General features: G+C 64.1%; 19 protein-coding genes. 10 read left to right on the top strand and 9 right to left on the bottom strand.

What is annotated here, in order from left to right:
- Position 1: 1 nt before the first annotated feature.
- The 8 genes from gspL to K0F85_RS24860 are packed head-to-tail and all read left to right on the top strand — an operon-like array spanning position 2 to position 10,343.
- Positions 2-1,231, top strand: a complete 1,230-nt coding sequence (gspL, locus tag K0F85_RS24895; protein WP_257638157.1) for a type II secretion system protein GspL — start codon at positions 2-4, stop codon at positions 1,229-1,231.
- Positions 1,228-1,761 carry a type II secretion system protein GspM gene (gene gspM / locus K0F85_RS24890; RefSeq protein ID WP_219118548.1) on the top strand — a complete coding sequence of 178 codons (534 nt, stop codon included), beginning with the start codon at positions 1,228-1,230 and terminating at the stop codon, positions 1,759-1,761. The genes gspL and gspM overlap by 4 nt, the downstream gene beginning before the upstream one ends.
- Complete coding sequence (locus K0F85_RS24885) at positions 1,758-2,534, top strand: type II secretion system protein N (RefSeq protein WP_219118547.1); 777 nt, start codon at positions 1,758-1,760, stop codon at positions 2,532-2,534. The genes gspM and K0F85_RS24885 overlap by 4 nt, the downstream gene beginning before the upstream one ends.
- Complete coding sequence (gene gspD, locus K0F85_RS24880; protein WP_219118546.1) at positions 2,531-4,774, top strand: type II secretion system secretin GspD; 2,244 nt, start codon at positions 2,531-2,533, stop codon at positions 4,772-4,774. Before K0F85_RS24885 ends, gspD begins: the two co-directional genes overlap by 4 nt.
- A gap of 10 nt (positions 4,775-4,784) precedes the next feature.
- Positions 4,785-6,206 carry a type II secretion system ATPase GspE gene (gspE, locus tag K0F85_RS24875; RefSeq protein WP_219118545.1) on the top strand — a complete coding sequence of 474 codons (1,422 nt, stop codon included), beginning with the start codon at positions 4,785-4,787 and terminating at the stop codon, positions 6,204-6,206.
- Between the two features lie 10 nt (positions 6,207-6,216).
- Positions 6,217-7,437 carry a type II secretion system inner membrane protein GspF gene (gene gspF / locus K0F85_RS24870; RefSeq protein ID WP_219118544.1) on the top strand — a complete coding sequence of 407 codons (1,221 nt, stop codon included), beginning with the start codon at positions 6,217-6,219 and terminating at the stop codon, positions 7,435-7,437.
- Positions 7,438-7,453: 16 nt separating this feature from the next.
- Positions 7,454-8,017, top strand: coding sequence for a type II secretion system protein N (locus K0F85_RS24865; protein WP_219118543.1), 564 nt, complete (start codon positions 7,454-7,456; stop codon positions 8,015-8,017).
- A gap of 58 nt (positions 8,018-8,075) precedes the next feature.
- On the top strand, positions 8,076-10,343 hold the full coding sequence (locus K0F85_RS24860) for a patatin-like phospholipase family protein (protein WP_219118542.1): 2,268 nt from the start codon (positions 8,076-8,078) through the stop codon (positions 10,341-10,343).
- Here the strand turns inward: K0F85_RS24860 and K0F85_RS24855 are convergent.
- Entirely contained in the window at positions 10,316-11,110 is a 795-nt protein-coding gene (locus K0F85_RS24855; RefSeq protein WP_219118541.1) for a helix-turn-helix transcriptional regulator, read from the bottom strand. The genes K0F85_RS24860 and K0F85_RS24855 overlap by 28 nt on opposite strands.
- 168 nt (positions 11,111-11,278) lie before the next feature.
- Here K0F85_RS24855 and K0F85_RS24850 point away from each other — a divergent pair, with 168 nt between their 5' ends.
- Positions 11,279-11,899 (top strand): outer membrane protein, encoded by a 621-nt coding sequence (locus K0F85_RS24850; RefSeq protein WP_219118540.1) that lies wholly within the window; start codon positions 11,279-11,281, stop codon positions 11,897-11,899.
- 66 nt (positions 11,900-11,965) lie between these two features.
- Here K0F85_RS24850 and K0F85_RS24845 read toward each other — a convergent pair whose 3' ends face one another.
- The 8 genes from K0F85_RS24845 to K0F85_RS24810 all read right to left on the bottom strand — a co-directional run bounded on the left by K0F85_RS24845 (position 11,966) and on the right by K0F85_RS24810 (position 19,366).
- Complete coding sequence (locus tag K0F85_RS24845) at positions 11,966-12,160, bottom strand: hypothetical protein (RefSeq protein ID WP_219118539.1); 195 nt, start codon at positions 12,158-12,160, stop codon at positions 11,966-11,968.
- An 18-nt stretch (positions 12,161-12,178) separates the two neighbouring features.
- A complete protein-coding gene (gene hslU, locus K0F85_RS24840; protein WP_306986017.1) occupies positions 12,179-13,531 on the bottom strand; it encodes an ATP-dependent protease ATPase subunit HslU in 1,353 nt (450 codons plus the stop codon).
- A gap of 38 nt (positions 13,532-13,569) precedes the next feature.
- On the bottom strand, positions 13,570-14,106 hold the full coding sequence (gene hslV, locus K0F85_RS24835; RefSeq protein ID WP_219118537.1) for an ATP-dependent protease subunit HslV: 537 nt from the start codon (positions 14,104-14,106) through the stop codon (positions 13,570-13,572).
- Between the two features lie 222 nt (positions 14,107-14,328).
- Positions 14,329-14,781, bottom strand: a complete 453-nt coding sequence (gene dksA / locus K0F85_RS24830; RefSeq protein WP_219118536.1) for an RNA polymerase-binding protein DksA — start codon at positions 14,779-14,781, stop codon at positions 14,329-14,331.
- Positions 14,782-15,262: 481 nt separating this feature from the next.
- The gene (locus tag K0F85_RS24825; RefSeq protein ID WP_219118535.1) at positions 15,263-16,357 is read right to left on the bottom strand and encodes a GTP-binding protein; all 1,095 of its coding nucleotides are present in this window, start codon (positions 16,355-16,357) and stop codon (positions 15,263-15,265) included.
- A 139-nt stretch (positions 16,358-16,496) separates the two neighbouring features.
- A complete protein-coding gene (locus K0F85_RS24820; RefSeq protein ID WP_219118534.1) occupies positions 16,497-17,444 on the bottom strand; it encodes a tyrosine recombinase XerC in 948 nt (315 codons plus the stop codon).
- Between the two features lie 7 nt (positions 17,445-17,451).
- Positions 17,452-18,117, bottom strand: coding sequence for a DUF484 family protein (locus K0F85_RS24815; RefSeq protein WP_219118533.1), 666 nt, complete (start codon positions 18,115-18,117; stop codon positions 17,452-17,454).
- Between the two features lie 178 nt (positions 18,118-18,295).
- The gene (locus K0F85_RS24810) at positions 18,296-19,366 is read right to left on the bottom strand and encodes a porin (RefSeq protein ID WP_219118532.1); all 1,071 of its coding nucleotides are present in this window, start codon (positions 19,364-19,366) and stop codon (positions 18,296-18,298) included.
- A gap of 416 nt (positions 19,367-19,782) precedes the next feature.
- Between K0F85_RS24810 and K0F85_RS24805 the strand changes: the two genes are divergently transcribed.
- Entirely contained in the window at positions 19,783-21,285 is a 1,503-nt protein-coding gene (locus tag K0F85_RS24805) for an SEL1-like repeat protein (RefSeq protein WP_219118531.1), read from the top strand.
- The last annotated feature ends 9 nt before the right edge of the window (positions 21,286-21,294 follow it).

Genomic DNA, 21,294 nt, shown 5'->3' with positions numbered 1-21,294 from the left:
TTTGACAATATTGTATATCCGTCACCCGGCCAAGGCGTCCACCGACAGCGCGCCTGCCTGCTCCTTCGTGCTGGCCGGCGACGGCGGCACCCTGCTGCAGCAAGGCAGCGCGCCGCTGGGCAGCCTGGGCCAGCTGATCGCCGGCGCCAAGCAGGTGGTGCTGCTGCTGGCGGCGGCCGACGTGACCCTGCTGCGCCTGAAAACGCCGCCGCTGGCCGGCGCCCGTTTGCGCGCAGCCTTGCCGGGCCTGGTGGAAGAACACATCCTTGGCGATGCCCAGGATTGCCTGCTGGCCGCCGGCGCGCCCGATGCGGCCGGCATGCGCACGGTGGCCGTGGCGCAGCGCGCCTGGGCCGACGTACTCGTGAAAGCGTTGCTGGCGCAGGGTGCGCGCAAGGTGGCGCTGTTGCCGTCGCAACTGTGCCTGCCCTTGCAGCCGGGCAGCGTGACGGCCGCTCTGCAGGCGAGCGGCGACGGCCTGGAAATGGCCTTGCGCCAGGCGCCGCAAGAGGGCCTGGGCCTGGTGTTGCCGGCCCAGCCGCAGCAGGCCCTGCTGACGACGCGCGCGTTTGCCGGCGATGTGCCCTTGACGGTCTACGTGGCGCAGGCCGAGCTGGCGCAATATCAAGAGCTGGCTGCCGGCATGGATGGCATGACGCTGGAGAGCGACCATTGGGCGCACTGGATCGCCGGCGCCCGCGCAACGTCGCTGGACCTGGCGCCCGCACTGGGCACGGCCACGGGATCAGCCACCGAATGGCGCCGCTGGCGCTGGCCGCTGCGCCTGGCGCTGCTGGCCGTGATCGTCAACCTGGCCGGCATGAATATCGAATGGATGCGCCTGAAGCGCGAGGCCGCCACCGTGCGCACCTCGATGCAGCAAACCTTTAAGGCCGCGTATCCGAATGAAGCGCCCGTATATGGCCTGGAAGCGGAGCAGATGCGGCGCAATATCGCCGCTGCCCGCCTGCAAAGCGGGCAAGCCAGCATGGATGATTTCACCAGCATGAGCGCGGCGCTGGGCGAGGCGCTGGGCGGCCTGGCCGGGCGCGGCGTGGTAGCCTCGCTGGAATACCGCGAGCGCAGCCTGATCGTCAAGCTGAAGCCGGACATGGTCGACGCCAGCGCCCAGGCGCAGGTGCGCGATGGCCTGGCCGCGCGCAAGCTGGCCTTGAATGAAACGGCGCCGGGCGTGTGGAAGATCACGCCGGCCACGGGAGCAAAAACATGAGTGCAGCAGTGAACAAGGCGCGCGCCGCGTTGGTGGGGCAGCAGCAGGCCGTACAGACCTTCTGGGCCGAGCGCACGCCGCAGGAGCGCAAGCTCTTGAGCATCGGCGGCGTGGTGGCGGGCCTGGCGCTCGTCTATGCGGTGTTTTTCGAGCCGGCCTGGACGGGCCGCATCGCCTTGCAAAAGAGTTTGCCCGAGTTGCGCCAGAATGCGGCCCAGTTGCAGGCGCTGGCGCGCGAAGCGGGCGAACTGGCACGCCAGGCGCCCGTGCAGGTCGCGCCCATGGGCCGTGAAAGTCTGGACGCCTCGCTGAAGGCGCGCGGCCTGGCGCCACAATCGCTGTCGCTGACGGGCGAATATGCGCGTGTGCAGCTGAACGGCGTGCCGTTTGCCAGCGTCATGCTGTGGCTCGACGGCTTGCGCCGCGAAGGCCGCATCGCCGTACAGGAAGCGAGCATCACGGCGCAGGATAAGGCAGGCCGCGTCAACGCCACCTTCAGCCTGCACCAGAGCCCGGGCGCGGCACGATGACGCGCCTGCTTGGCTGGCTGCTGGCCATCGTCATGAGCGTGTGCCTCACCCTGCTGGTATTTTTCCCGGCCGGCTGGGTGGCCGGTATCGTGGAAAAGCAGACGGGCGGACGTTTGACCTTGGGCGATGCGCAAGGTACCCTGTGGCGCGGCTCGGCCTTTGTCGGCGGGGCGGCCAGCGCGAACGGCGCCGTGACGCCCCTGCTGCCGGGGCGTTTCAGCTGGCGCATTTCGCCCTCGGTGCTGTGGGGATCGGCGGACGTGGAATTGCAAAACCCGCAGGCGCTGTCGCAGCCGGTGAACCTGCGCGGCTCGTGGTCGCACTGGCAGGTCAGCCCGGCGGCCCTGCTGCTGCCGGCCGATGGCCTCGGCGGCCTCGGTGCGCCGTTAAATACCGTGGCGCCGACGGGCAGCATGCGCCTGTCGTGGAGCACCTTGGAGCTGGCTTTGGCGCAGCGGCAGTTTTCCGCCGTCGGCCGCACTACCTTGCAGATGACAGACATGGCCTCGCGCCTGTCGTCCTTGCGTCCGCTGGGCAGCTACGAGCTCGATTTCGATTGGCAGGGGCAGCAGGCGACGTTGACCTTGCGCTCCATCAAGGGACCGCTGCTGCTCGACGGCAGTGGCAGCCTGCAACAGGGGCGCATGCAGTTTTCCGGCCAGGCCCAGGCCGCAGCAGGATATGAAGAGACCTTGGCGAGTTTGTTGAATTTGCTGGGACAGCGCCGTAGCAATAGCGAAAAAAACATCATCGCCTTAGAGTTCAGACAATGAAAAAACCATCCGTGAGCCCCCATACATTCTCCTTCTCGCTGCGCCGCCTGTCGGCCGCCGCCTTGCTGTGCTGTTCCGTGGCCGGCATGCCGGCACCCGTTTGGGCCGCGCCCGGCGATGAAGCGGCGCTCAATTTCGTCGGCGCCGACATCGAATCGGTGATCAAGGCGGTGGGCCATTACACCAACATCAATTTCGTCATCGACCCGCGCGTCAAGGGGACGATCACGCTGGTGTCGGAAAAATCGATCAGCAAGACGCAAGCCTTCGGCTTGCTTGCCTCGGCCTTGCGCCTGCAAGGCTATGCGGTGGTCTCCGGCGACGGCTATGCGAAAGTGGTGCCGGAAGCGGACGCCAAGTTGCAATCCGTGCCGACCCAGGTGGGCAATGGCGCCAGCCAGGTGAAGGGCGACCAGATCGCCACCCAGGTGTTTTATCTGAACTACGAATCATCGGCCAACCTGCTGGCCGTGCTGCGCCCCCTGATCTCGCCGAACAACACGATTAACGCCAACCCGGGCAACAACTCGCTGGTCATCACCGATTACGCGGATAACCTCAAGCGCCTGGCGAAGATCATCGCCGCGCTCGACGTGCCCGCCTCGACGGACCTCGATGTGATCCCCGTGCGTTATGCCATCGCTTCCGACCTGGCTTCGATGGTCAACAAGCTGATGGAAGGCGGCAATGCGGGCGCCGGCGCGGCAGCCGATACGGGCAAGGTCTCCGTGCTGGCCGATCCGCGCACCAATTCGCTGGTGCTGCGCGCACCGTCGGCGGCGCGCGCCAACCTGGCCAAGTCGCTGATCTCGAAGCTGGACCAGCCCACCACGCAGCTGGGCAATGTGCACGTGGTGTACCTGAAGAATGCGGACGCCACCAAGCTGGCGCAGACCCTGCGCTCGGTGGTGACGTCGGACGGCTCTGCCGCCACGGCGCAGCAGGGCACCAGCAACCTCGCCACGAACAACCCGATCAGCCAGAACAACAGCGGCATGAATAGCAGCGGCCTGGGTGGCAATACGCAAAATGGCAGCTCGGGCGGCGCTTCGCTGAACAACGGGCCGCAGCAGCTGTCCTCCGGCGGCGCGGCCGGCTTCATCCAGGCCGACGCCTCGACGAATACCCTGATCCTGACCTGCAACGAGGCCGTTTACCGCAATCTGCGCGCCGTGATCGACCAGCTCGACGTGCGCCGCGCCCAGGTCTACATCGAGGCGCTGATCGTCGAAGTGACGTCGTCCAAGGCGTCCGAGTTCGGCGTGCAGTGGCTGGGCCTGTCGGGCGACAGTTCCAGCAATTACCGCGTTGGAGCGCTGCAGTCCTTCGCTTCCGGCACCACCAACAACATCGCCTCCATCGCCACGGGCGGCGGCAAGGTCTTGCCGACGGGCGGCCTGACGGTCGGCATCTTCAAGCAGATCAACGGCGCGCTGGGCCTGGGCGCCGTGGCGCATGCGCTGGAATCGGACGGCAACGCCAATATCCTGTCGACGCCAAACCTGATCACCCTGGACAATGAACTGGCGACCATCAAGGTGGGCCAGAACGTGCCTATCCTGACGGGCCAGTACACCAGCACGGCCGGCACCAACACGAATCCCTTCCAGACCATCGACCGCAAGGAAGTGGGCCTGACGCTGAAGGTGCGCCCGCAGATTTCGGAAGGCGGCACGATCAAGCTGGGCATCTATCACGAGACGTCGAGCGTGGACAAATCCACGTCGACGGCTGTCAGCGGCATCACCATCAACAACCGCGTGATCGAAAACAATGTGCTGGCCGACGATGGCCAGATCATCGTGCTCGGTGGCCTGATCGAAGACAGCACGGGCGACAATGCGGAAAAAGTGCGCGGCCTTGGCGACATTCCCCTGATCGGCAACCTGTTCAAGTACCAGACGCGCGAGCGCAAGAAAACCAATCTGATGATTTTCCTGCGCCCTGTGATTGTGCGCAACAAGGAGCAAAGTGGCAGCCTGGCGGCCGACCGCTACGATTACATGCGCTCGGCCGAGACGGCCGCCGTGCCTGCCACGGGCAATCTGATGCTGAAAGACCTGGGCACACCCGTCTTGCCGGCCCTGCAGGATGGCCAGCCGGTGGGCGGCAACATGGTGACGCGCCCCGTGCCGCCGGCACCGACGCCGCCGCCAGGCGCGCCGGCCAACGCGGCCACGCCACCGCAGTCCCTGCTGCAGCAATACCAGCAGCAGCCGCAGCCGCAGCCGCAGAAGTGACGGGATAGCCATGAGTAATCTGCTTCCCTACGCCTACGCGCGCGATTTCGGCTTGCTGGCCCGGCCTGGCGCCGTCGATGGCAGCCCCGTCGAGGTGCTGGTGGCGGCATCGACGGCGCCGGCGGCCATTGCCGAAGTGTCGCGCCGCTTCGGCCAGATTCAATTGACGGTGCTGCCGCGCGGCGAACTCGATGCGGCGATTGCCGGCGCCTATGCGGGCGGCGGCGGCGACGCGTCGCAGATGGCCGATGAATTCGACGCCGACCTGGATTTGACCAAGCTGCTGCAGGATGTGCCGGCCATTGAGGACTTGCTCGAATCGTCCGACGATGCGCCCGTCATCCGCATGATCAACGCGCTGCTGACGCAGGCGCTGCGCGAAGGCGCTTCCGATATCCACATCGAGCCTTTTGAGCAGACGTCCGTCGTGCGCTTCCGCATCGACGGCAGCCTGCGCGACGTGGTGCGCCCGCGCAAGGCCATCCACGGCTCGCTGATTTCGCGCATCAAGATCATGGCGCAGCTCGACATCGCTGAAAAACGCTTGCCGCAGGATGGCCGCATCACCCTGCGCGTCGGTGGCAAGCCGGTCGACGTGCGCGTTTCGACCTTGCCCACGGGGCATGGCGAACGGGCCGTATTGCGCTTGCTGGACAAGGAAGCGGGGCGCCTCGACTTGCAGCACCTGGGCATGAGCGCGCCCATGCTGGCGCAGTTCGATGGCCTGATCACGCAGCCGCACGGCATCGTGCTCGTCACGGGCCCCACCGGCTCGGGCAAGACCACCACCCTGTACGCGGCGCTGTCGATGCTCAACGCCACCACCACGAACATCCTCACGGTGGAAGACCCGATCGAGTACGACCTGGCCGGCGTGGGCCAGACGCAGGTCAACCCGCGCATCGACATGACCTTTGCCAAGGCGCTGCGGGCGATTTTGCGACAAGATCCCGATGTGATCATGATCGGCGAGATCCGCGACCTGGAAACGGCGCAGATCGCCGTGCAGGCGTCGCTGACGGGCCACCTGGTGCTGGCGACCCTGCACACCAACGACGCTTCGGCGGCCGTCACGCGCTTGCTCGACATGGGTATCGAACCGTTCCTGCTGTCGTCGTCCCTGCTGGGCGTGCTGGCGCAGCGCCTGGTGCGCAAATTGTGCGGCGCCTGCAAGACTTACGATGGCGAATACTGGCAGGCGGTCGGCTGCGAGCATTGCGGCCAGACGGGTTACCAGGGCCGCGTCGGCGTGTACGAACTGCTGCGCACGACGGAGCAGATCCGCGCGCAGATCCACAACCGCGCTTCGGAAGCGGACGTGCGCGCCGTCGCCCTGCAGGACGGCATGACGAGCATGCGCGACGACGGCGAACGCTGGCTGCGCGACGGCACTACCACGCAGGCTGAATTGCTGCGCGTGACCAAAGACTAGGCCCGCCACCATGCCCGCATTCCGCTATGAAGCCGTCGACGCCCAGGGCGCCACCCGCAAGGGCGTGCTCAATGCCGACAGTCCCCGTTCCGCGCGCGCCGAGCTGCGCGTGCAAGGCCTGGTACCGCTGGCCGTCGAGCCGATCGCCGCACAGGTCGATGCCGCTGGCGTGACCCGCCGGCGCGGCTTCGGCGAGCGTTTGTCCAGCACCGAGCTGGCCCTGTTTACGCGCCAGCTGGCCAGTTTGCTGGAAGCGGGCCTGCCGCTGGAGCAAGCGTTTTCCGCCTTGCTGGAACAGGCCGAGCGGCCCTACCTGCGCGACCTGATCGCCTCGATCCGTTCGGAAGTGATTGGCGGTGCCGCGTTTTCCGACGTGCTGGCGCGCCATCCGCGCGATTTCGCGGAAATTTACCGGGCGCTGGTGGCCTCGGGCGAGCAGATCGGCCATTTGTCGCGCGTGCTGTCGCGCCTGGCCGACTATATCGAGCGGCGCAATGCGCTGGTGCAGAAGGTCAAGCTGGCGTTCACCTATCCGGCCATCGTCACGGTGGTGGCGTTTTCCATCGTCATTTTCCTGCTCACCTACGTGGTGCCGCAGATCGTTTCCGTATTCGCCAATACCAAGCAGAAGCTGCCCATGCTGACGGTGATCATGCTGGCGCTGTCGGATTTCGTGCGCCACTACGGCATCGTCGTGGCGATTGCCCTCGTCGGTGCCTGGGTGGCCTGGCGCCGCGCGCTGCAGCAACCGGCACTGAAGCGGCGCTGGCATACCTGGCTGCTGACGGCGCCCCTGTACGGCAAGTTTGAACGCAGCCTGAATACGGCGCGTTTCGCCAGCACCCTGGCCATTACCACGGGCTCCGGCGTGCCGATCTTGCGCGCGCTCGACACCAGCCGCGACACGCTCACCAACGTGGCGATGCAGGAACTGGTGGCCGAGGCCAGCGGCGCCGTGCGCGAGGGCGTCAGCCTGGCGCGCGCGCTGTCGGCGCAAAAGCATTTTCCGCCCATGTTGATACACATGATACGCGCGGGCGAAATCACGGGCGAGCTGCCGGCCATGCTGGAACGCGCCGCCAGCGCGCAGGAGCAGGATCTGGAACGCCGCACCCTGACCATTGCCGGCCTGCTGGAGCCGGCCCTGATCCTGGCCATGGGCGTGGTGGTGCTGCTGATCGTGCTGGCCGTGCTGATGCCGATTATCGAAATCAATCAGCTCGTCAGATAAGAAACTCAAGGAAGCCATGAAGCGTTTGCCTCAATTTACAAGTTTGCTCGCCGTCGTGGCGCTGTCCGTGTCGCTGGCCTACTGGGCCATGCAGCTGTTCAAGGCACCGCAACGCCCCATCAATCCACCCGCCGTGCCGGTGGTGCAGGATGCCAGCGTGGAGGCGGGCGCCTCGCTGTTCGGCGGCCAGGTCAGCGTGGCCACTGCCAGCAACTACCAGCTCAAGGGCGTGGTCGCCGCCAGCAATGGCCGCGGCAGCGTGGCCATTATTGCGACCGATGGCAAGCCATCCGTGGCCCTGCCGGAAGGCGCCGAGGTGGTACCCGGCGTGACGGTGCTGGAAGTGCATGCGCGCCATGTGCTGCTGCGCGATGGCGGCGTGAGCAAGCGCATCGACCTGGTAGCGGACGACAAGGCGCTGACCTTGCCGGGGCAAGTGTCGGCCACCCCGACGCCGGCTGCGGCCCCTGCGCCGGTCACGAACCTGGTGCCGCCGCCGCTGCCGATGGAGCAGCAGCGGCCGGCGACCATGATGCCGGCGCCGCAAGTGAGCAGCAGCGTGCCGCCGCCGTCAAACTAGCGCTGTTTTTATCGTATTTTGCCGATGGCGCCATGCCGCCATCGCCACAGGAGTCTTCATGTTCTCGATCCGTGCCGTCCTGGCGGGCTGCGTGCTGGCGCTGTGCGCCTTGCCGCCAGCTGCCGCAGCCGACCTCCCCGCCGCCACAGCTGCCACTACCTCTGCCCCCGTTTCCCCGCCTGCCGTCGCTGCGCCCGTATCGGCGCGTCCGCGCATCGCCCTGGTGCTGTCGGGCGGCGGCGCGCGCGGCCTGGCGCATATCGGCGTATTGAAAGTGCTGCAGGAGCTGCATGTGCCGATCGACATGGTGGTCGGCACCAGCATGGGTGGCGTGGTGGGCGGCGCCTATGCGGCCGGCGCTTCCGTGGCCGACCTGGAAAAGATGGCGCGCGAGACCAACTGGGCGCGCGTGGTGGCCGACCGGCCGCCGCGCGACGAACTGGCGTTCCGCCGCCGCGAGGAAGATTTATTGCTGCCGTCGCGCATCGAGTTTGGCCTCAGCCGTAACGGCATTTCCACGCCGCCGGCGGCGGCCAGCAATGCGGCGCTGGAACTAGCCTTGAACCGGCTGCTGCCCGCTGGCATGCGCGACCGTCCCGCCAGCCAGTTGCCGCTGCCCTTCCGTTCCGTGGCATCGGACCTGGTCAATGGAGAACTGGTGGAGCTGGTCGACACGCCGCTGTTCCTGTCGATGCGCGCCTCGCTGGCCGTGCCGGGCGTGTTCTCCCCCGTGCGCGTGAATAACCGCCTGGTGGTCGATGGCGGCCTGGTGCGCAACCTGCCGGTCGACATGGCGCGCGCCATGGGTGCCGACATCATCATCGCCGTCAATGTGGGCACGCCGCTGGCGCCGGAAAAAGAGCTGGGCAGCGCCATCGGCGTGGCGCAGCAGATGCTGCAGATTCTCACGGAGCAAAATGTGCAGCGCTCGCTCAAGGAATTGCGTCCGCAGGATATTCTCGTGGCGCCCGACCTGACGGGCGTGAGTTTCCTCGACTTTGAAAACTATGCGCGCGCCATGCGCGCCGGCGAACAGGCGGCGCAGGCCCTGGCCGCCCGCCTGGCGCCGCTGGCACTGCCGCCGGAGCAGTACGCGGCGCGCGAGCAGCTGCGCCTGGCCGCGCCGGCCTTGCTGGACGTTGCCTTGCCGCTCACGCGCCTGGCCGTGGAGAGCGAAGGCGATATCAACCCGCGCATCCTGCAAGCCCAGTCCGGGCTGGTGGAAGGCCAGCTCGTCACCCAGGAAGACGTGATCAAGGCTGCCGGCAAGCTGTATGGCCGCGGCGACGTGGCGCGCGTGGAGAGCGAAGTGGTGGACGCGGGCGACCAGCGCACGGTCAGCATCAAGGCCGTCGAGGCGCCGTGGGCCAGCAACCGCCTGCGCGTGGGCCTGGAGCTGTCCAGCGATTTCAGGGATAGCAACAGCTTCGCCTTGAAGCTGCTGCATGTGCATTCGAACCTGAACAGCTGGGGCGGCGAGTTGCGCAGCACGGCGCAGATCGGCAATGCGCGCGGTTATGGCGTGCAGTTCTGGCAGCCGCTGGGCGCCGGCAACCCATGGTATATCGCGCCGCAACTGCAATACACCTCGTCGGCGATGGATGTCTTCGACCAAGGCCGGCGCAGCGCACGCCTGACGTATAACGGCCAGACGGCGGCGCTGGTGCTGGGACGCGAGTTCGGTACCTGGGGCGATCTGCAGTTCGGTGTCTCGCGCACGGAGATCAAGGGCAAGCTGGCGATACCGGCCGATCCCACGCTGCCCGAGTCGCGTGCGCTGGGCACCACGCAGTTCGTCCAGTTCCGCGTCGATACGCTCGATTCGCCCGGCTTCCCCACGCGCGGTGCGCTGCTCGACGCCACCTGGACGCGCGCTTCGACCACGGGTTCGGGCGAAGCGGCGCTGGGCCGCTCTTCGCTGACGGCATTGAAGGCTTTCGGTTATGGCAACTGGGCTGGCCACGTGTATGGCGAATGGGCGCGCGCGCAGCGCGGCGAGGCGCCGCTCAGCCTGGGCGGCTTCCTGCGCCTGTCCGGCACGGACTTTGAATCGGTGAGCGGGCGCAGCATCGCCCTGGCGCGCGTCGTGATGGCGCGCCGCATCGCTTCCCTGCCCAGTACCCTGGGCGGCGCCGTGCGGGCCGGCTTTTCGCTGGAAATGGGCGGCGGCTTCGATCAGAATGACCGCTGGAAGAGCAGCAAGTTCACGCAGGCCAGCAGCGCCTTCATCTCCGTCGATACGCGTTTCGGCCCCGTGTACGTGGCCTCGGGCGCGTCGAAGGGCGGCGAGAGCACCTTCTATCTGTTCCTGGGACCCGTCTGGTAGCTGGCGGCCGGCGCAGCGGGCAGGGCGGCGGCGGAACTGCGGCGCAAGGCCGTGAAGGCGGCAAATTCCCATGAGCGAAACCCCAGCAGCAGGGTAAAGCCATCGCGCTCGGCGGGCGCCAGGCGCCGGTCATTCTGGTGCAGCCGCGCCAGTTCCTCGGCCAACTGGCGGATCTTCTGCACCAGCTCTTGCGCGCTCGACAAGGACAGGCGCGCCGGGATGCACATCAGGGTTTCGCCGGCGCCATCGAAATGCCCGCTGAAATAATCGGCCACCACGTGTTCGCGGAAGTACTGCTGCACAGGGCCGTCGGCCAGCCAGTGGAAGGCGTTCGAGACGCGCAGGCTGTAGCGGTTCAGCGGTTTGAGTTCGATCAAGCCCAGCCGGTCCAGCTCGGCCAGGCAGCCGATGCATTCGGCCTGCGTCAGCGCATACGTTTCCACCACCTGCTCCAGGCTCCAGTGGCCCAGGCAGCAGATTGCCACCAGCAGCAGGCGCGGATGCGCCACCAGCGACTTTTCCTGTATGAGCGTGAGCGTGTCGGCATGCGGCGTGATGTCGGCCGCGCCGCGCAGCACGTCTTCCATGGCGATGCCGGAAGCCTTGCAGATCAGGGCCAGGCGCGACAGCGACATGTCGTGCTGGCCAAACATGCGCTTGACGCTCGACTCGCTCATGGCGATGCGTTCGGCCAGTACTTTATAGGTGATGCCGGCGGCGCGCAATTGCGTGCGCAGCACGCGCAAAACCAGTTCAGGTGAGCTCACGAGATATCCTTTTTTACAAGTTTGGTAGCGGATGACGCTACCGAATGTAGCCGCTAATGGCACTTTGCACAAGGTGATAGTACTTCGCGGCAAAAGAGATGACACTCCCGCTTGTGGCTCGCGCAGCGCGCTACAACCAGGCAATCCATCCACTTGTAGAGGTTATCCATGTTCCCATCTTTCCGTTTCCCCGCAGCGCTGCTGGCGCTGGCCAGCATCGCTCCCCTGCATGCCGTGGCGGCGGCAGCCGAGCCCGCACCGGGTCCCGTCTATGCGGGCGCCAGCTATGGCTTTCGCGCCAATACCGGCCTCGATTGCGTGCCAGGACAAGGCGATTGCGACAAAAGCAGCAAGCGCAATGGCAAAGCCTACGTGGGTTACAGTTTCGACGCGCTGCCGTTTCAGGGCGGCGTGGCCCTGCCTTCGCTTGAGCTGGTGGGGTACACAGGCGGCGAGGTCAAGTCCGGTTTCGAGACGGGCGCCGGCAAGGTTGCCGGCCGCGGCAAGTTCAGCGGCCTCGGCGTGCAGGGCGTGCTCGGCTACCAGTTCGACGCCTTCACCCTGAGCGGGCGCGCCGGCGTGGCCTACACGCAGGGCAAGGTCGATTATCTGGGCGGCGGCTCGGACAAGAAGAACAAGGCAGGCCTGATCTACGGCATCGGCACGGCATATGCACTGAACCAGAACTGGTCGCTGCACCTCGATTGGGACCGCGTGCCGGTCAAGTACAACGACAAGCAAACGACCAAGGTCGACATGTTTTCGCTGGGCGCGTCCTACCGATTTTAACGGGATGCTGCTGCAGCAGAGAGTGGCCTGATGGCGGACGCCCCGATTGGGGTGTCCGCGGGCGGCCTATTTGTCCGTTGCGACCTTCAACAGCAGTTTCGCCAGCAGGCGTTTTTCCTGCTGGCGCTGGCCAGACACGGTTTTCACGTGCGCCCCGGCGGCGCGCTGCAGGGCGGCAGTGGCGACCGGATTGCGCGGTTTTTGCGAGGGTTCGACGCGGAACTGCATTTTCTGCCGCGTCGCCAAGGCCTTGTTTGCCATCGGTCTCCCCCTTCCTGCTTACAGCACGTAGCGTGACAGGTCCTCGTTGACCGACAGCGCTTCCAGGCGTTCATTGACATACGCGGCATCGATCAGCAGCAGGTTTTCCGTGTTGCTGCTGCCTTCGCTGGCCGTAAACGACACTTCTTCCAGCAGTTTTTCCATCACCGTGTGCAGCCGGCGCGCGCCGATGTTTTCCGTGCGCTCGTTCACCGAATAAGCGATTTCCGCCAGGCGCGTGATGCCTTCCGGGGCGAATTTCAAGGTCAGGTTTTCCGTCGCCAGCAAGGCTTCGTACTGCATCGTCAGGCAGGCGTCTGTGCTGGTCAAAATGCGCTCGAAGTCCGAGATCGACAGCGATTCCAGCTCTACGCGGATGGGAAAGCGTCCCTGCAGTTCCGGGATCAGGTCTGATGGTTTCGACAGGTGGAAAGCGCCCGAGGCGATGAACAGAATGTGGTCCGTGCGTATCATGCCGTACTTGGTGTTGACGGTCGTGCCTTCGACCAGCGGCAGCAGGTCGCGTTGCACGCCGGCGCGCGAGATGTCGGCACCGCCCGATTCCGAGCGCGAGGCGATCTTGTCGATTTCATCCAGAAACACGATGCCGTTCTGCTCGACGTTCTGGATGGCCTTCTGTTTCAGCTCATCTTCGTTGACCAGCTTGGCCGCTTCTTCCTCGAGCAGCAGTTTTAATGCTTCGCGGATCTTGACCTTGCGGGCCTTCTTGCGCTGCCCGCCCACGCCCGAGAACATGGACTTGATCTGCTCTGTCATTTCTTCCATGCCGGGTGGCGCCATGATTTCCATCTGCGGTCCCGCTTCGGCCAGCTCGATCTCGATTTCCTTGTCATCGAGCTCGCCCTGGCGCAATCGCTTGCGGAAGGTCTGGCGCGTGCTGTCGCCGCTGCCGCTGTCCACTGCCGCCGCCGTATTCGGCGTGAAGCCGAAGTCGCGCGCCGGCGGCACGAGGATGTCGATCACGCGGTCTTCGGCTGCATCTTCGGCGCGTGCGCGCACCTTCTTCATTTCCAGCGCCCGCGTCTGCTTGATGCCGATGTCGATCAGGTCGCGGATGATGGTGTCGACGTCGCGCCCTACATAGCCCACTTCCGTGAACTTGGTCGCTTCGATCTTGATGAACGGCGCCTCGGCCAGCTTGGCCAGGCGGCGCGCGATTTCCGTCTTGCCGACGCCCGTGGGGCCGATCATGAGGATATTCTTGGGCGTGATTTCATGGCGCAGGGGCTCGGCCACCTGCTGGCGGCGCCAGCGGTTGCGCAGGGCGATGGCAACGGCGCGCTTGGCCTTGGCCTGGCCCACCACGTGTTTGTCGAGTTCGGTAACGATTTCCGACGGGGTCATGTTCATGATCATAATGGCTTTCTGTATTCTGAGCTCGGGGACGTTTAGTCCAGCGTCTCGATGATGTGCGACATATTGGTATAGATGCACAGCTCGGCGGCGATGGTCAGCGCTTTCTTGACCACTTCGGCCGGCGACAAGTCCGTGTTTTCCTGCAGCGCCTTGGCGGCGGACTGGGCGAATGTGCCGCCCGAGCCGATGGCACCGATGCCGTCTTCCGGTTCCAGCACGTCGCCATTGCCCGTGATGACCAGAGTCGATTCGCTGTCGGCCACCAGCAGCATCGCTTCCAGGCGGCGCAGCACGCGGTCGGTGCGCCAGTCCTTGGCCAGTTCGACGGAAGCGCGCAGCAGATTGCCCTGATGCTTTTCCAGCTTGCCTTCAAAGCGGTCGAGCAGGGTGAAGGCGTCGGCGGTGCCGCCGGCAAAGCCGACCAGGACTTTGCCCTGATACAACTTACGCACTTTCCGGGCCGTGCCCTTCATGACGATGTTGCCGAGCGTTACCTGGCCGTCGCCGCCCAGGGCGACTTGCTTGCCGCGCCGGACGCAGAGGATGGTGGTGCCGTGAAATTGTTCCATAGTGACCTTAAAAAATTCGTGCCGATGCGTGCAGCGTCACGCGGTGCGCGCCCATGGCTCAAAAATGGGGATGGAAAAGGCAATTGCAAGCGGCACTTGCCGCTGCCGTGCTTGCTTCAGTGTAGTCGGCGCGGGACGAAAAAAAAGCACGCAACCGAAGTTGCGTGCTTTTTTTACCGCCATCGCGGGGCCGCCGGGGCGACCGCGCAAGGGGAGGGGCGATCAGTCGCCGTAGAGCTTTTGTTTCAGTTCGCGCCGTTGCTGGGCTTCCAGCGACAAGGTGGCGGTCGGACGGGCGATCAGGCGCGGAATGCCGATAGGCTCGCCCGTTTCTTCGCACCAGCCATAGTCGCCGGTATCGATACTGGCGATCGATTGCTGTACTTTCTTCAGCAATTTGCGTTCGCGGTCGCGCGTGCGCAATTCCAACGCATGCTCTTCCTCGATGGTGGCGCGGTCGGCAGGGTCCGGTACGAGCACGGTTTCACGCAAGTGTTCCGTGGTTTCGCCGGCGTTTTTCAGCAAGTCTTTTTCGAGCTGCTGCAGGCGGGCCTTGAAGAATGCCAGTTGTGCCGGATTCATGTAGTCATCTTCGCTCATGGCGCGAATTTGGTCTTCGCTGATGAGAGGGATGTCTTGGTTGGCGGCCGGGGTCGATTTATTAGTTTTGGTCATAACTTCGCTTACCTTCGATACGACAGAGTTTTCAAATTGATCAGTTGATGCGGCGATACCGAGCAACTGTACAGGTTCCGCTTGGCATTGCTGTCCCGCTGTACTGCGTGCGACCTTGGCTTGCCGGCGAAAGCCAGGATTACCGGCAGGCTATAGTGTCATGTTGATAACTTTTTACCGCTCTATGCCAGTCGCGCTAGGCGCGCGTCAACGGGCGTGTTGGGTGGATCGGTTGCATGCCTGGCATGCGGCCAGCGGCAGTTTGCCAGCATTTCATGACAGGCGAACGACATGGGCCGTTTTCGTCGCTGATTTTGGCACGCTTTGCCTTATATTGCCATCCCGATTTGTTGACGAGCCGATCAGAGACGGCCACCTGTTGGTTTATACCAGCAAGATGCGTGTCCGACAGCGGGAAAGCGTGTTTAACTTTCCCTTTTGTTCCTGCTTTGCAACGGATGCTGTGCAAAACCCGGCTAGTTTATACCAAACATTGTTCGAGTCCGCGAATAAAAATGTCTTTTGGTAGATTTTTGCCAATAAACACCATTTTGCTGCCGCGCACTTCGTCCTCGCCCCATTTGGCGCCCAGGTCGCTGCCCATCAACTGATGCACGCCCTGGAAGACTACCTTGCGTTCGGCGCCCTGCATCAGCAGCACGCCCTTGTAGCGCAGCATGCGTGGGCCATACACTTGCACCAGGCCGCCGAGGAACTCGTCGAGCTTGGCGCTGTCGAACGGCTGCGTGCTCTTGAAAACAAAGGCGGCGATATCGTCGCTGTGCTGCGCATGGTGGTGGTCCGCATGGCCGCAATCGGTGGCGCACGCGTCGCTGTGCTCATGCTTGTGTGCGTGGCCGTGCGCATGCTCATCTAGGTGCGCATGCGCTTGCTCATGGTCATGCACATGCGCCGTTTCCGTGGCCAGGAAATCCGGGTCCAGTTCCAGCTTTTCATTCAAGTTGAAACCGCGGATGTCGAGCACTTCGGCCAGCGGCGCGCGGCCGAAATCGACCTTGGCGATGGGCGCACGGGGATTGATGCGCTTCAGCCGGCGCGTCAGCGTGGCCACGTCCTCTTCACTGACGAGGTCGGTTTTTGACAGCAGCAGCTTGTCGGCAAAGCCCACTTGCCGCTGGGCTTCCTCGTATTCATCGAGTTGCTTCATGGCATGACGGGCGTCGACCACCGTGATAATGGCGTCGAGCATGTAGTGACTGCCCACTTCTTCATCGACAAAGAAGGTTTGCGCCACGGGGCCGGGATTGGCCAGGCCCGTCGTTTCGATAACGACACGGTCAAACGCCAGCAGGCCGGCGTCGCGCTTGCGCGCCAGTTCCGTCAGGCCCACGATCAGGTCGCCGCGCACGGTGCAGCAGATGCAGCCGTTGTTCATCTCGATGATGTGCTCATTGCTATCCTGGACCAGGATTTCATTGTCGATGTTTTCCTGGCCAAACTCGTTTTCGATCACGGCGATGCGCATGCCATGGTCTTCCTGCAGTATGCGGTTGAGCAAGGTGGTTTTGCCTGCGCCGAGGAAACCGGTGAGGATGGTGGTTGGAATCAGTGCCATGAAGGATGCCTATGCTGTAATCGGTGGTGCCGCCGCGCAAGCGGAAGAATGCGGACGATTATGCCGGAATTTTGCAAAGGCTTGCAAATGCGCGCCCATCCACTTGATATGGATCAGGCTGCTCAACGGGCGCGGCTGCCTACTTGAGCTTGGCGCGCGGGTGCGCCTGGTCATACACGTGCGCCAGATGCTGGAAATCGAGGGCCGTGTAGACCTGGGTCGAGGTGATGCTGGAATGGCCCAGCATTTCCTGCACGGCGCGCAAGTCGCCCGATGATTGCAGCACGTGCGAAGCGAACGAGTGGCGCAGCACGTGCGGGTGCACGTTTGCGGGAATTTCCGTCGCCAGCGCGTGCGCCTTCAGGCGCAGCTGCAGTACGCGCGGCGAGATGCGCGTGCCGCGCGTGCTTAAAAACAAGGCGGCGCTGCCATCGGCCGCTGGCGGGCGTACGGCCAGCCAGGCAGTCAGGGCCACGAGGGCGGCCTTGCCGACGGGCACCTTGCGCATCTTGCTGCCCTTGCCAGTGACGATGACTTCAAAGCTGGCCATGTCGAGCCAGCCCAGCGAGGCGGGCTGGCCGCCGTCAGCCTTGCAGTAGTGGGTATCCAGGCTGGTCAGTTCGGAGACGCGCAAGCCGCTTGAATACAACAGCTCGAACATGGCGCGGTTGCACCGTTGTTCCGGTTCGGCGCTACCGTGCTGGTGTTGCGCTGGCGCCACGAGGCGCACGGCATCGTCCACCGACAGGGCTTTGGGCAAGGTTTTGGCCCGCTTGGGGGCGCGGATGCCGTCGACGGGATTGGCGTCGAGTGCCGTTTCACCGCTGAGCCAGTTGAAAAAGCCCCGCCACGACGACAGCTTGCGCGCGATCGAACGTGGGTCGAGGCCGCCGGCATGCAGCTTGGCCGTGTAGCGGCGCACTTCGTTGTGCGCCAGTGCCGTCCAGGGCGTATTGCCGCTCAGTTCCAGCAAGGCGCGCAGGTCGCGCCCGTAGGCGTCCAGCGTATGCGGCGACAGCTTGCGCTGCGTGGCCAGCTGCGCCAGGTAGGCGGCTAGCCACTCGGCCTTGCTGCGTGCCGCATGCATGGCGTTCTCAGGCGCGCAGCGCGGCCAGGGCGGCGCTGGCCGTGGCGCCGATATGCACGAGGAAGTCGGTGCCCATGCTCGAGGTAAAGCGTTCGCTGTCGGGCGAACCGAGCACCAGCAAGCCGAAGGTGCCGGTTGTGCCGGGGGCGCGCAGGGCGATCATGACGGTCGATGCGATTTTATCGGCCTGCAGCCAGTGCACGGCTTCGAAATCGCGGTTGCTGCCGCAATACGGCGTTTGCAGGCTGTTGGCGAACATGCGTACATCGGCCGTCACATCTTCCGTGAACCAGCCGTTGGCGTGTTCAGGCAACACTTGCCACAGGCGCAGGCTGACATAGGGCACGTCGAAATTGCTTTGCAAGGCGTCGACCAGTACGCGTGGCATGGCGGCATCGCTGCGCACCTGCAGCATGGCCTGGTTCCAGCCGTGGAATTTGCTGGCGATGTCGCCATTTTCCTCGGCCAGTCGGCTCAGCTTGGACATGCGCAGTTCGAGCGCCTTGTATTTGTCGCGCATCACTTCCATCTGCCGTTCCTGCAGCGAGATGGTGCGTCCCGTCAGCGGGCTGCTCAGCTTGACTTCGCCGAGCAGAGCGGTATGCTCTTCGAAGAAAGACGGATGCTCGCTCAGGTATTGGGCGACGGTGCTGGAATCGAGTGTGGCGGTCATTGAAAATATCTGTCAGTGAAGGATGAACGCTTCATTCTAACCGAGAGTGCGCCGGCATAGGCGCAAAGGCAAAGGCACCCGTGCATTTTCCGCGCGCCCATGAAAAAAGCGGCATGGTTGCCCATGCCGCTTTGCATTCCTGGTCAGCAATCACCCGTGGTGGGTGCGTTGCGGGCCATTAAAAGTTGTGATGCAAGCCCAGGCCGATGTAGTTGACCGAGGTGGTGTTGTTGTAGTTGAGGGTGCTGGCTGCCTTTTTGTTCGAAATATCTGCGTACAGGTAGGTACGTTTCGACAGATTGTAGTCGTAGCCCAGCGATGCCTGCTTGGTCTTGGCGACGCCGTCCGGCGTTTTTTGACCGTAGCCAGCGCGGATCTTGCCTGGGCCGACGTCATAGTTGGCGCCCAGCACCCACGATTTGGTGTCGGTATTGATGATTTTGAAATTGCCGTCATCCTGGTGCTGGTACGAGGCCATCAGTTTCAGTTCCGCTACCGGATTGAACGATGCTGCAACCGACCACAGCTTCGCTTGCAGGCCATTGCGCTCGTAGGCAGCCATGGCGGCGAACTGACCATTGTTGTACGTGGCCGACATCGAGTACGGGTTCGATGCTGGCGCCACATTGGCTGCCACGGCGAAGTTACCGGAAGCATTCGTCGTCGCGTTGGCTACGGTGGCGCCAACGCCGCCATTTGTATTTGCTTCCTTGGCGGCCACGGTGGCGTTGAACTGGAAGCCATTGAACACTGGCGAGTTGTAGAACAAGGCGTTCGAGAAGCGGTTACGCGAGTTGCCAGCCGGGCTCAGTGGATCGCTGGTGTAGGCGGCCACGGTCAGATCGGTCTGGAAACCGGCTTGCGTCGGCATGCCCGACCATGGTTCGAACATGGTGCTCACTTCTTGGTACGCGGTCAGGCCACGGCCCAGGCGCACGGTACCGAAGTCGCCTTGCAGGCCGACGCGGCTTTGACCCTGGAACAACGGACGGGCGCCATTGCTTTCCAGCGTGCCCGTATCGGATTCATAGCGAATTTCCAGTTGGAAAATAGCTTTCAAGCCATTGCCCAGATCTTCCGTGCCCTTGAAGCCCAGTTTGTTGTTGTCGCGCTTGGTGACGGCGGTGGTCGAACCAGTTGCTTTGCCCAGGCCAGCATCGATCGTGCCGTAGATTTGGACGGACGACTGTGCTTGTGCGGTTGCGGCAAAGGCGCCGAAGAGTGCGAGGGCAACGAGTGATTTTTTCATGTCTTATTCCCTATTAAAAGTGAGTTCCGTCCGAGATCCGAGCAGATTGAAATGCGTTGACTGCCGCGTTTCGATGAATGAACCTTAATTCGTCGGCGCGCAAGACGTGCGGGATTGGTCAAATATGCGTGAAAAAATTGGTGAAAAGCGTCATAAATGTACGGCCCTGTTGTATTTTTGTAACGCGCGCTTTCGCCCCATCCTGCGCCGATGGCCAGCGTTCCCCCCATCGCCACCATGGCGGCGCCTTGCCATATTGGCGTGTTCTGGCCAGAACATTGTTGCGTTGAATCAAGTTCTTAAGCCGGCTTTAGCGGATTTATGACACAAGGACGTTACACTAAGGGACGGCCTGCACTGATGGGTCCGGAGACGACGCACTATTATTAGAATCATTGACTCAATATCGAGAATCGATGGCAAATCGCGAAACATTAGGATTGATCAAGGGCGCACGTGCTGGCGATGTGGCTTGCCAGCTGGCGTTGGGACGGGTGTATCTGTTCGGACAGGGTGTGCCGCAGAGCCTGCCGACCGCCTTGCACTGGCTGGCGCGGGCGGCCCAGGAGGATAGCGAGGAAGCATGCTTGCTGATTGGCGCGCACGTGCCTTTCGAAGTGGCGCAACCGTCAGCCAGGACGCTGATTCCGTATTACGCGCAGGCCTTCGATGCGGGCCTGGTACAGGCGGGCCTGGTGCTGGCGCAACTGGTGCTGGGCAACGCCGCCAGCAGCGGCGAAGCCTTGTGCGCCAAGGCGCGCGTGGCGCTGGACGCCGCCGTGCGCGCCGGCTTGCCCAATGCGCAATGGTTGTTATCCATGCAAGAAGGATTGTCTGCGGCCGGCATAGCCGATACCGGTGTCGCTGGCGAACCTGCCTCCGATGGCAACACGCCGCTGCACGCCTGGCTGGAACAGGCCTGGAGTCAGGGCAACCATGCCGGCTTCCTGTCGCAGGGCTTGCCGCTGGCGCGCGAGCTGTTACAGCGCCAGGCGGTTGCCGGAGGGCGCACGATCGCGCTGGACGCGCAGCAGGTGCTGTTGCTGTCGCGTTGCGCCCAGGCACTGGCGCCAGGCGGCGATGCCGAGGGGTGGCAATGTTGCGAGCTGGCAGCGCATGGCGGCGACCGCACGGCGCAGCTGGAGCTGGGACTCGGCTATGCGCGCATGGATGCGCAGGGACAGCGGCTGGCCACGCGCAATGGCGCGGCCAATTTCAAGCGGGCCGTACGCTGGCTGACGCAGGCTGGCGAGCAGGGCCTGGCCGAAGCCTGGTTCGTGCTGTCGCGTATCTATACAAAACCGGAATTTTCCCAGCGCAATGTGGTTGAAGCCCATTCCTGCCTGGAGCGTGCCGCCGACCTCGGACATGGCCCGGCCCAGCTCGAGTGCGGCATGCATGCCTGGCGCAATCGCCGCGACGGTGTCAACAACGATGTGCGTGCCGCGTATTGGCTGCTGCAGGCGCAGGCGCAAGGCAGCCGTGAAGCGGAGGCGGCACTGGCGAAGATTGCGCCGCGAGGCGACCCCGGTGACTGGGGCCAGTGCGCCGCCCTGCAGGCCGACGGGCACTTGCGGCTATTGGGCCAGAGCCACCCCCTGCTGGCGGCGCGGCTGGCGCTGGCGCGCTGTTTTCATCTGTCGCGTGCCGAGGCCTTGCTGCTCGACATTCATGCGGCCGACCAGGGGCATTGCCTGCTGATCGATATCAGCGCCACGCATGGGCGCGGCAAGCGGCGCCTGGTGCTGATCCGCACGGCGCAGGAGCGCCAGTTGCTCGATCAGGTGGTGCGCTTGTTCGAACGCGTCGATTGCGGCGTGACCGGGCCGGAAGGCAATTACCGGCAGCGTTTGTACCGCTTGAAGTGCTACCTGGCCGAACCCGGTGTCGCGCAGGAACAGCAGTTCCTGGCCGCCTGACGCTTATTC

This window comes from Janthinobacterium sp. UMAB-56 (genome assembly GCF_900095265.1).
In the GTDB taxonomy this organism is placed as follows: Bacteria; Pseudomonadota; Gammaproteobacteria; order Burkholderiales; family Burkholderiaceae_D; genus Janthinobacterium.
This window is presented reverse-complemented; position numbering and strand designations above follow the sequence as displayed.

Coding starts and splice junctions, on each gene's coding strand:
- hslU (WP_306986017.1), bottom strand. CDS start 13,531: ATGAACATGACCCCGTCGGAAATCGTTACCGAACTCGACAAACACGTG.
- K0F85_RS24850 (WP_219118540.1), top strand. CDS start 11,279: ATGTTCCCATCTTTCCGTTTCCCCGCAGCGCTGCTGGCGCTGGCCAGC.
- gspE (WP_219118545.1), top strand. CDS start 4,785: ATGAGTAATCTGCTTCCCTACGCCTACGCGCGCGATTTCGGCTTGCTG.
- hslV (WP_219118537.1), bottom strand. CDS start 14,106: ATGGAACAATTTCACGGCACCACCATCCTCTGCGTCCGGCGCGGCAAG.
- K0F85_RS24860 (WP_219118542.1), top strand. CDS start 8,076: ATGTTCTCGATCCGTGCCGTCCTGGCGGGCTGCGTGCTGGCGCTGTGC.
- gspM (WP_219118548.1), top strand. CDS start 1,228: ATGAGTGCAGCAGTGAACAAGGCGCGCGCCGCGTTGGTGGGGCAGCAG.
- K0F85_RS24885 (WP_219118547.1), top strand. CDS start 1,758: ATGACGCGCCTGCTTGGCTGGCTGCTGGCCATCGTCATGAGCGTGTGC.
- K0F85_RS24805 (WP_219118531.1), top strand. CDS start 19,783: ATGGCAAATCGCGAAACATTAGGATTGATCAAGGGCGCACGTGCTGGC.
- K0F85_RS24825 (WP_219118535.1), bottom strand. CDS start 16,357: ATGGCACTGATTCCAACCACCATCCTCACCGGTTTCCTCGGCGCAGGC.
- K0F85_RS24815 (WP_219118533.1), bottom strand. CDS start 18,117: ATGACCGCCACACTCGATTCCAGCACCGTCGCCCAATACCTGAGCGAG.
- gspF (WP_219118544.1), top strand. CDS start 6,217: ATGCCCGCATTCCGCTATGAAGCCGTCGACGCCCAGGGCGCCACCCGC.
- dksA (WP_219118536.1), bottom strand. CDS start 14,781: ATGACCAAAACTAATAAATCGACCCCGGCCGCCAACCAAGACATCCCT.
- K0F85_RS24865 (WP_219118543.1), top strand. CDS start 7,454: ATGAAGCGTTTGCCTCAATTTACAAGTTTGCTCGCCGTCGTGGCGCTG.
- K0F85_RS24810 (WP_219118532.1), bottom strand. CDS start 19,366: ATGAAAAAATCACTCGTTGCCCTCGCACTCTTCGGCGCCTTTGCCGCA.
- K0F85_RS24820 (WP_219118534.1), bottom strand. CDS start 17,444: ATGCATGCGGCACGCAGCAAGGCCGAGTGGCTAGCCGCCTACCTGGCG.
- gspD (WP_219118546.1), top strand. CDS start 2,531: ATGAAAAAACCATCCGTGAGCCCCCATACATTCTCCTTCTCGCTGCGC.
- K0F85_RS24845 (WP_219118539.1), bottom strand. CDS start 12,160: ATGGCAAACAAGGCCTTGGCGACGCGGCAGAAAATGCAGTTCCGCGTC.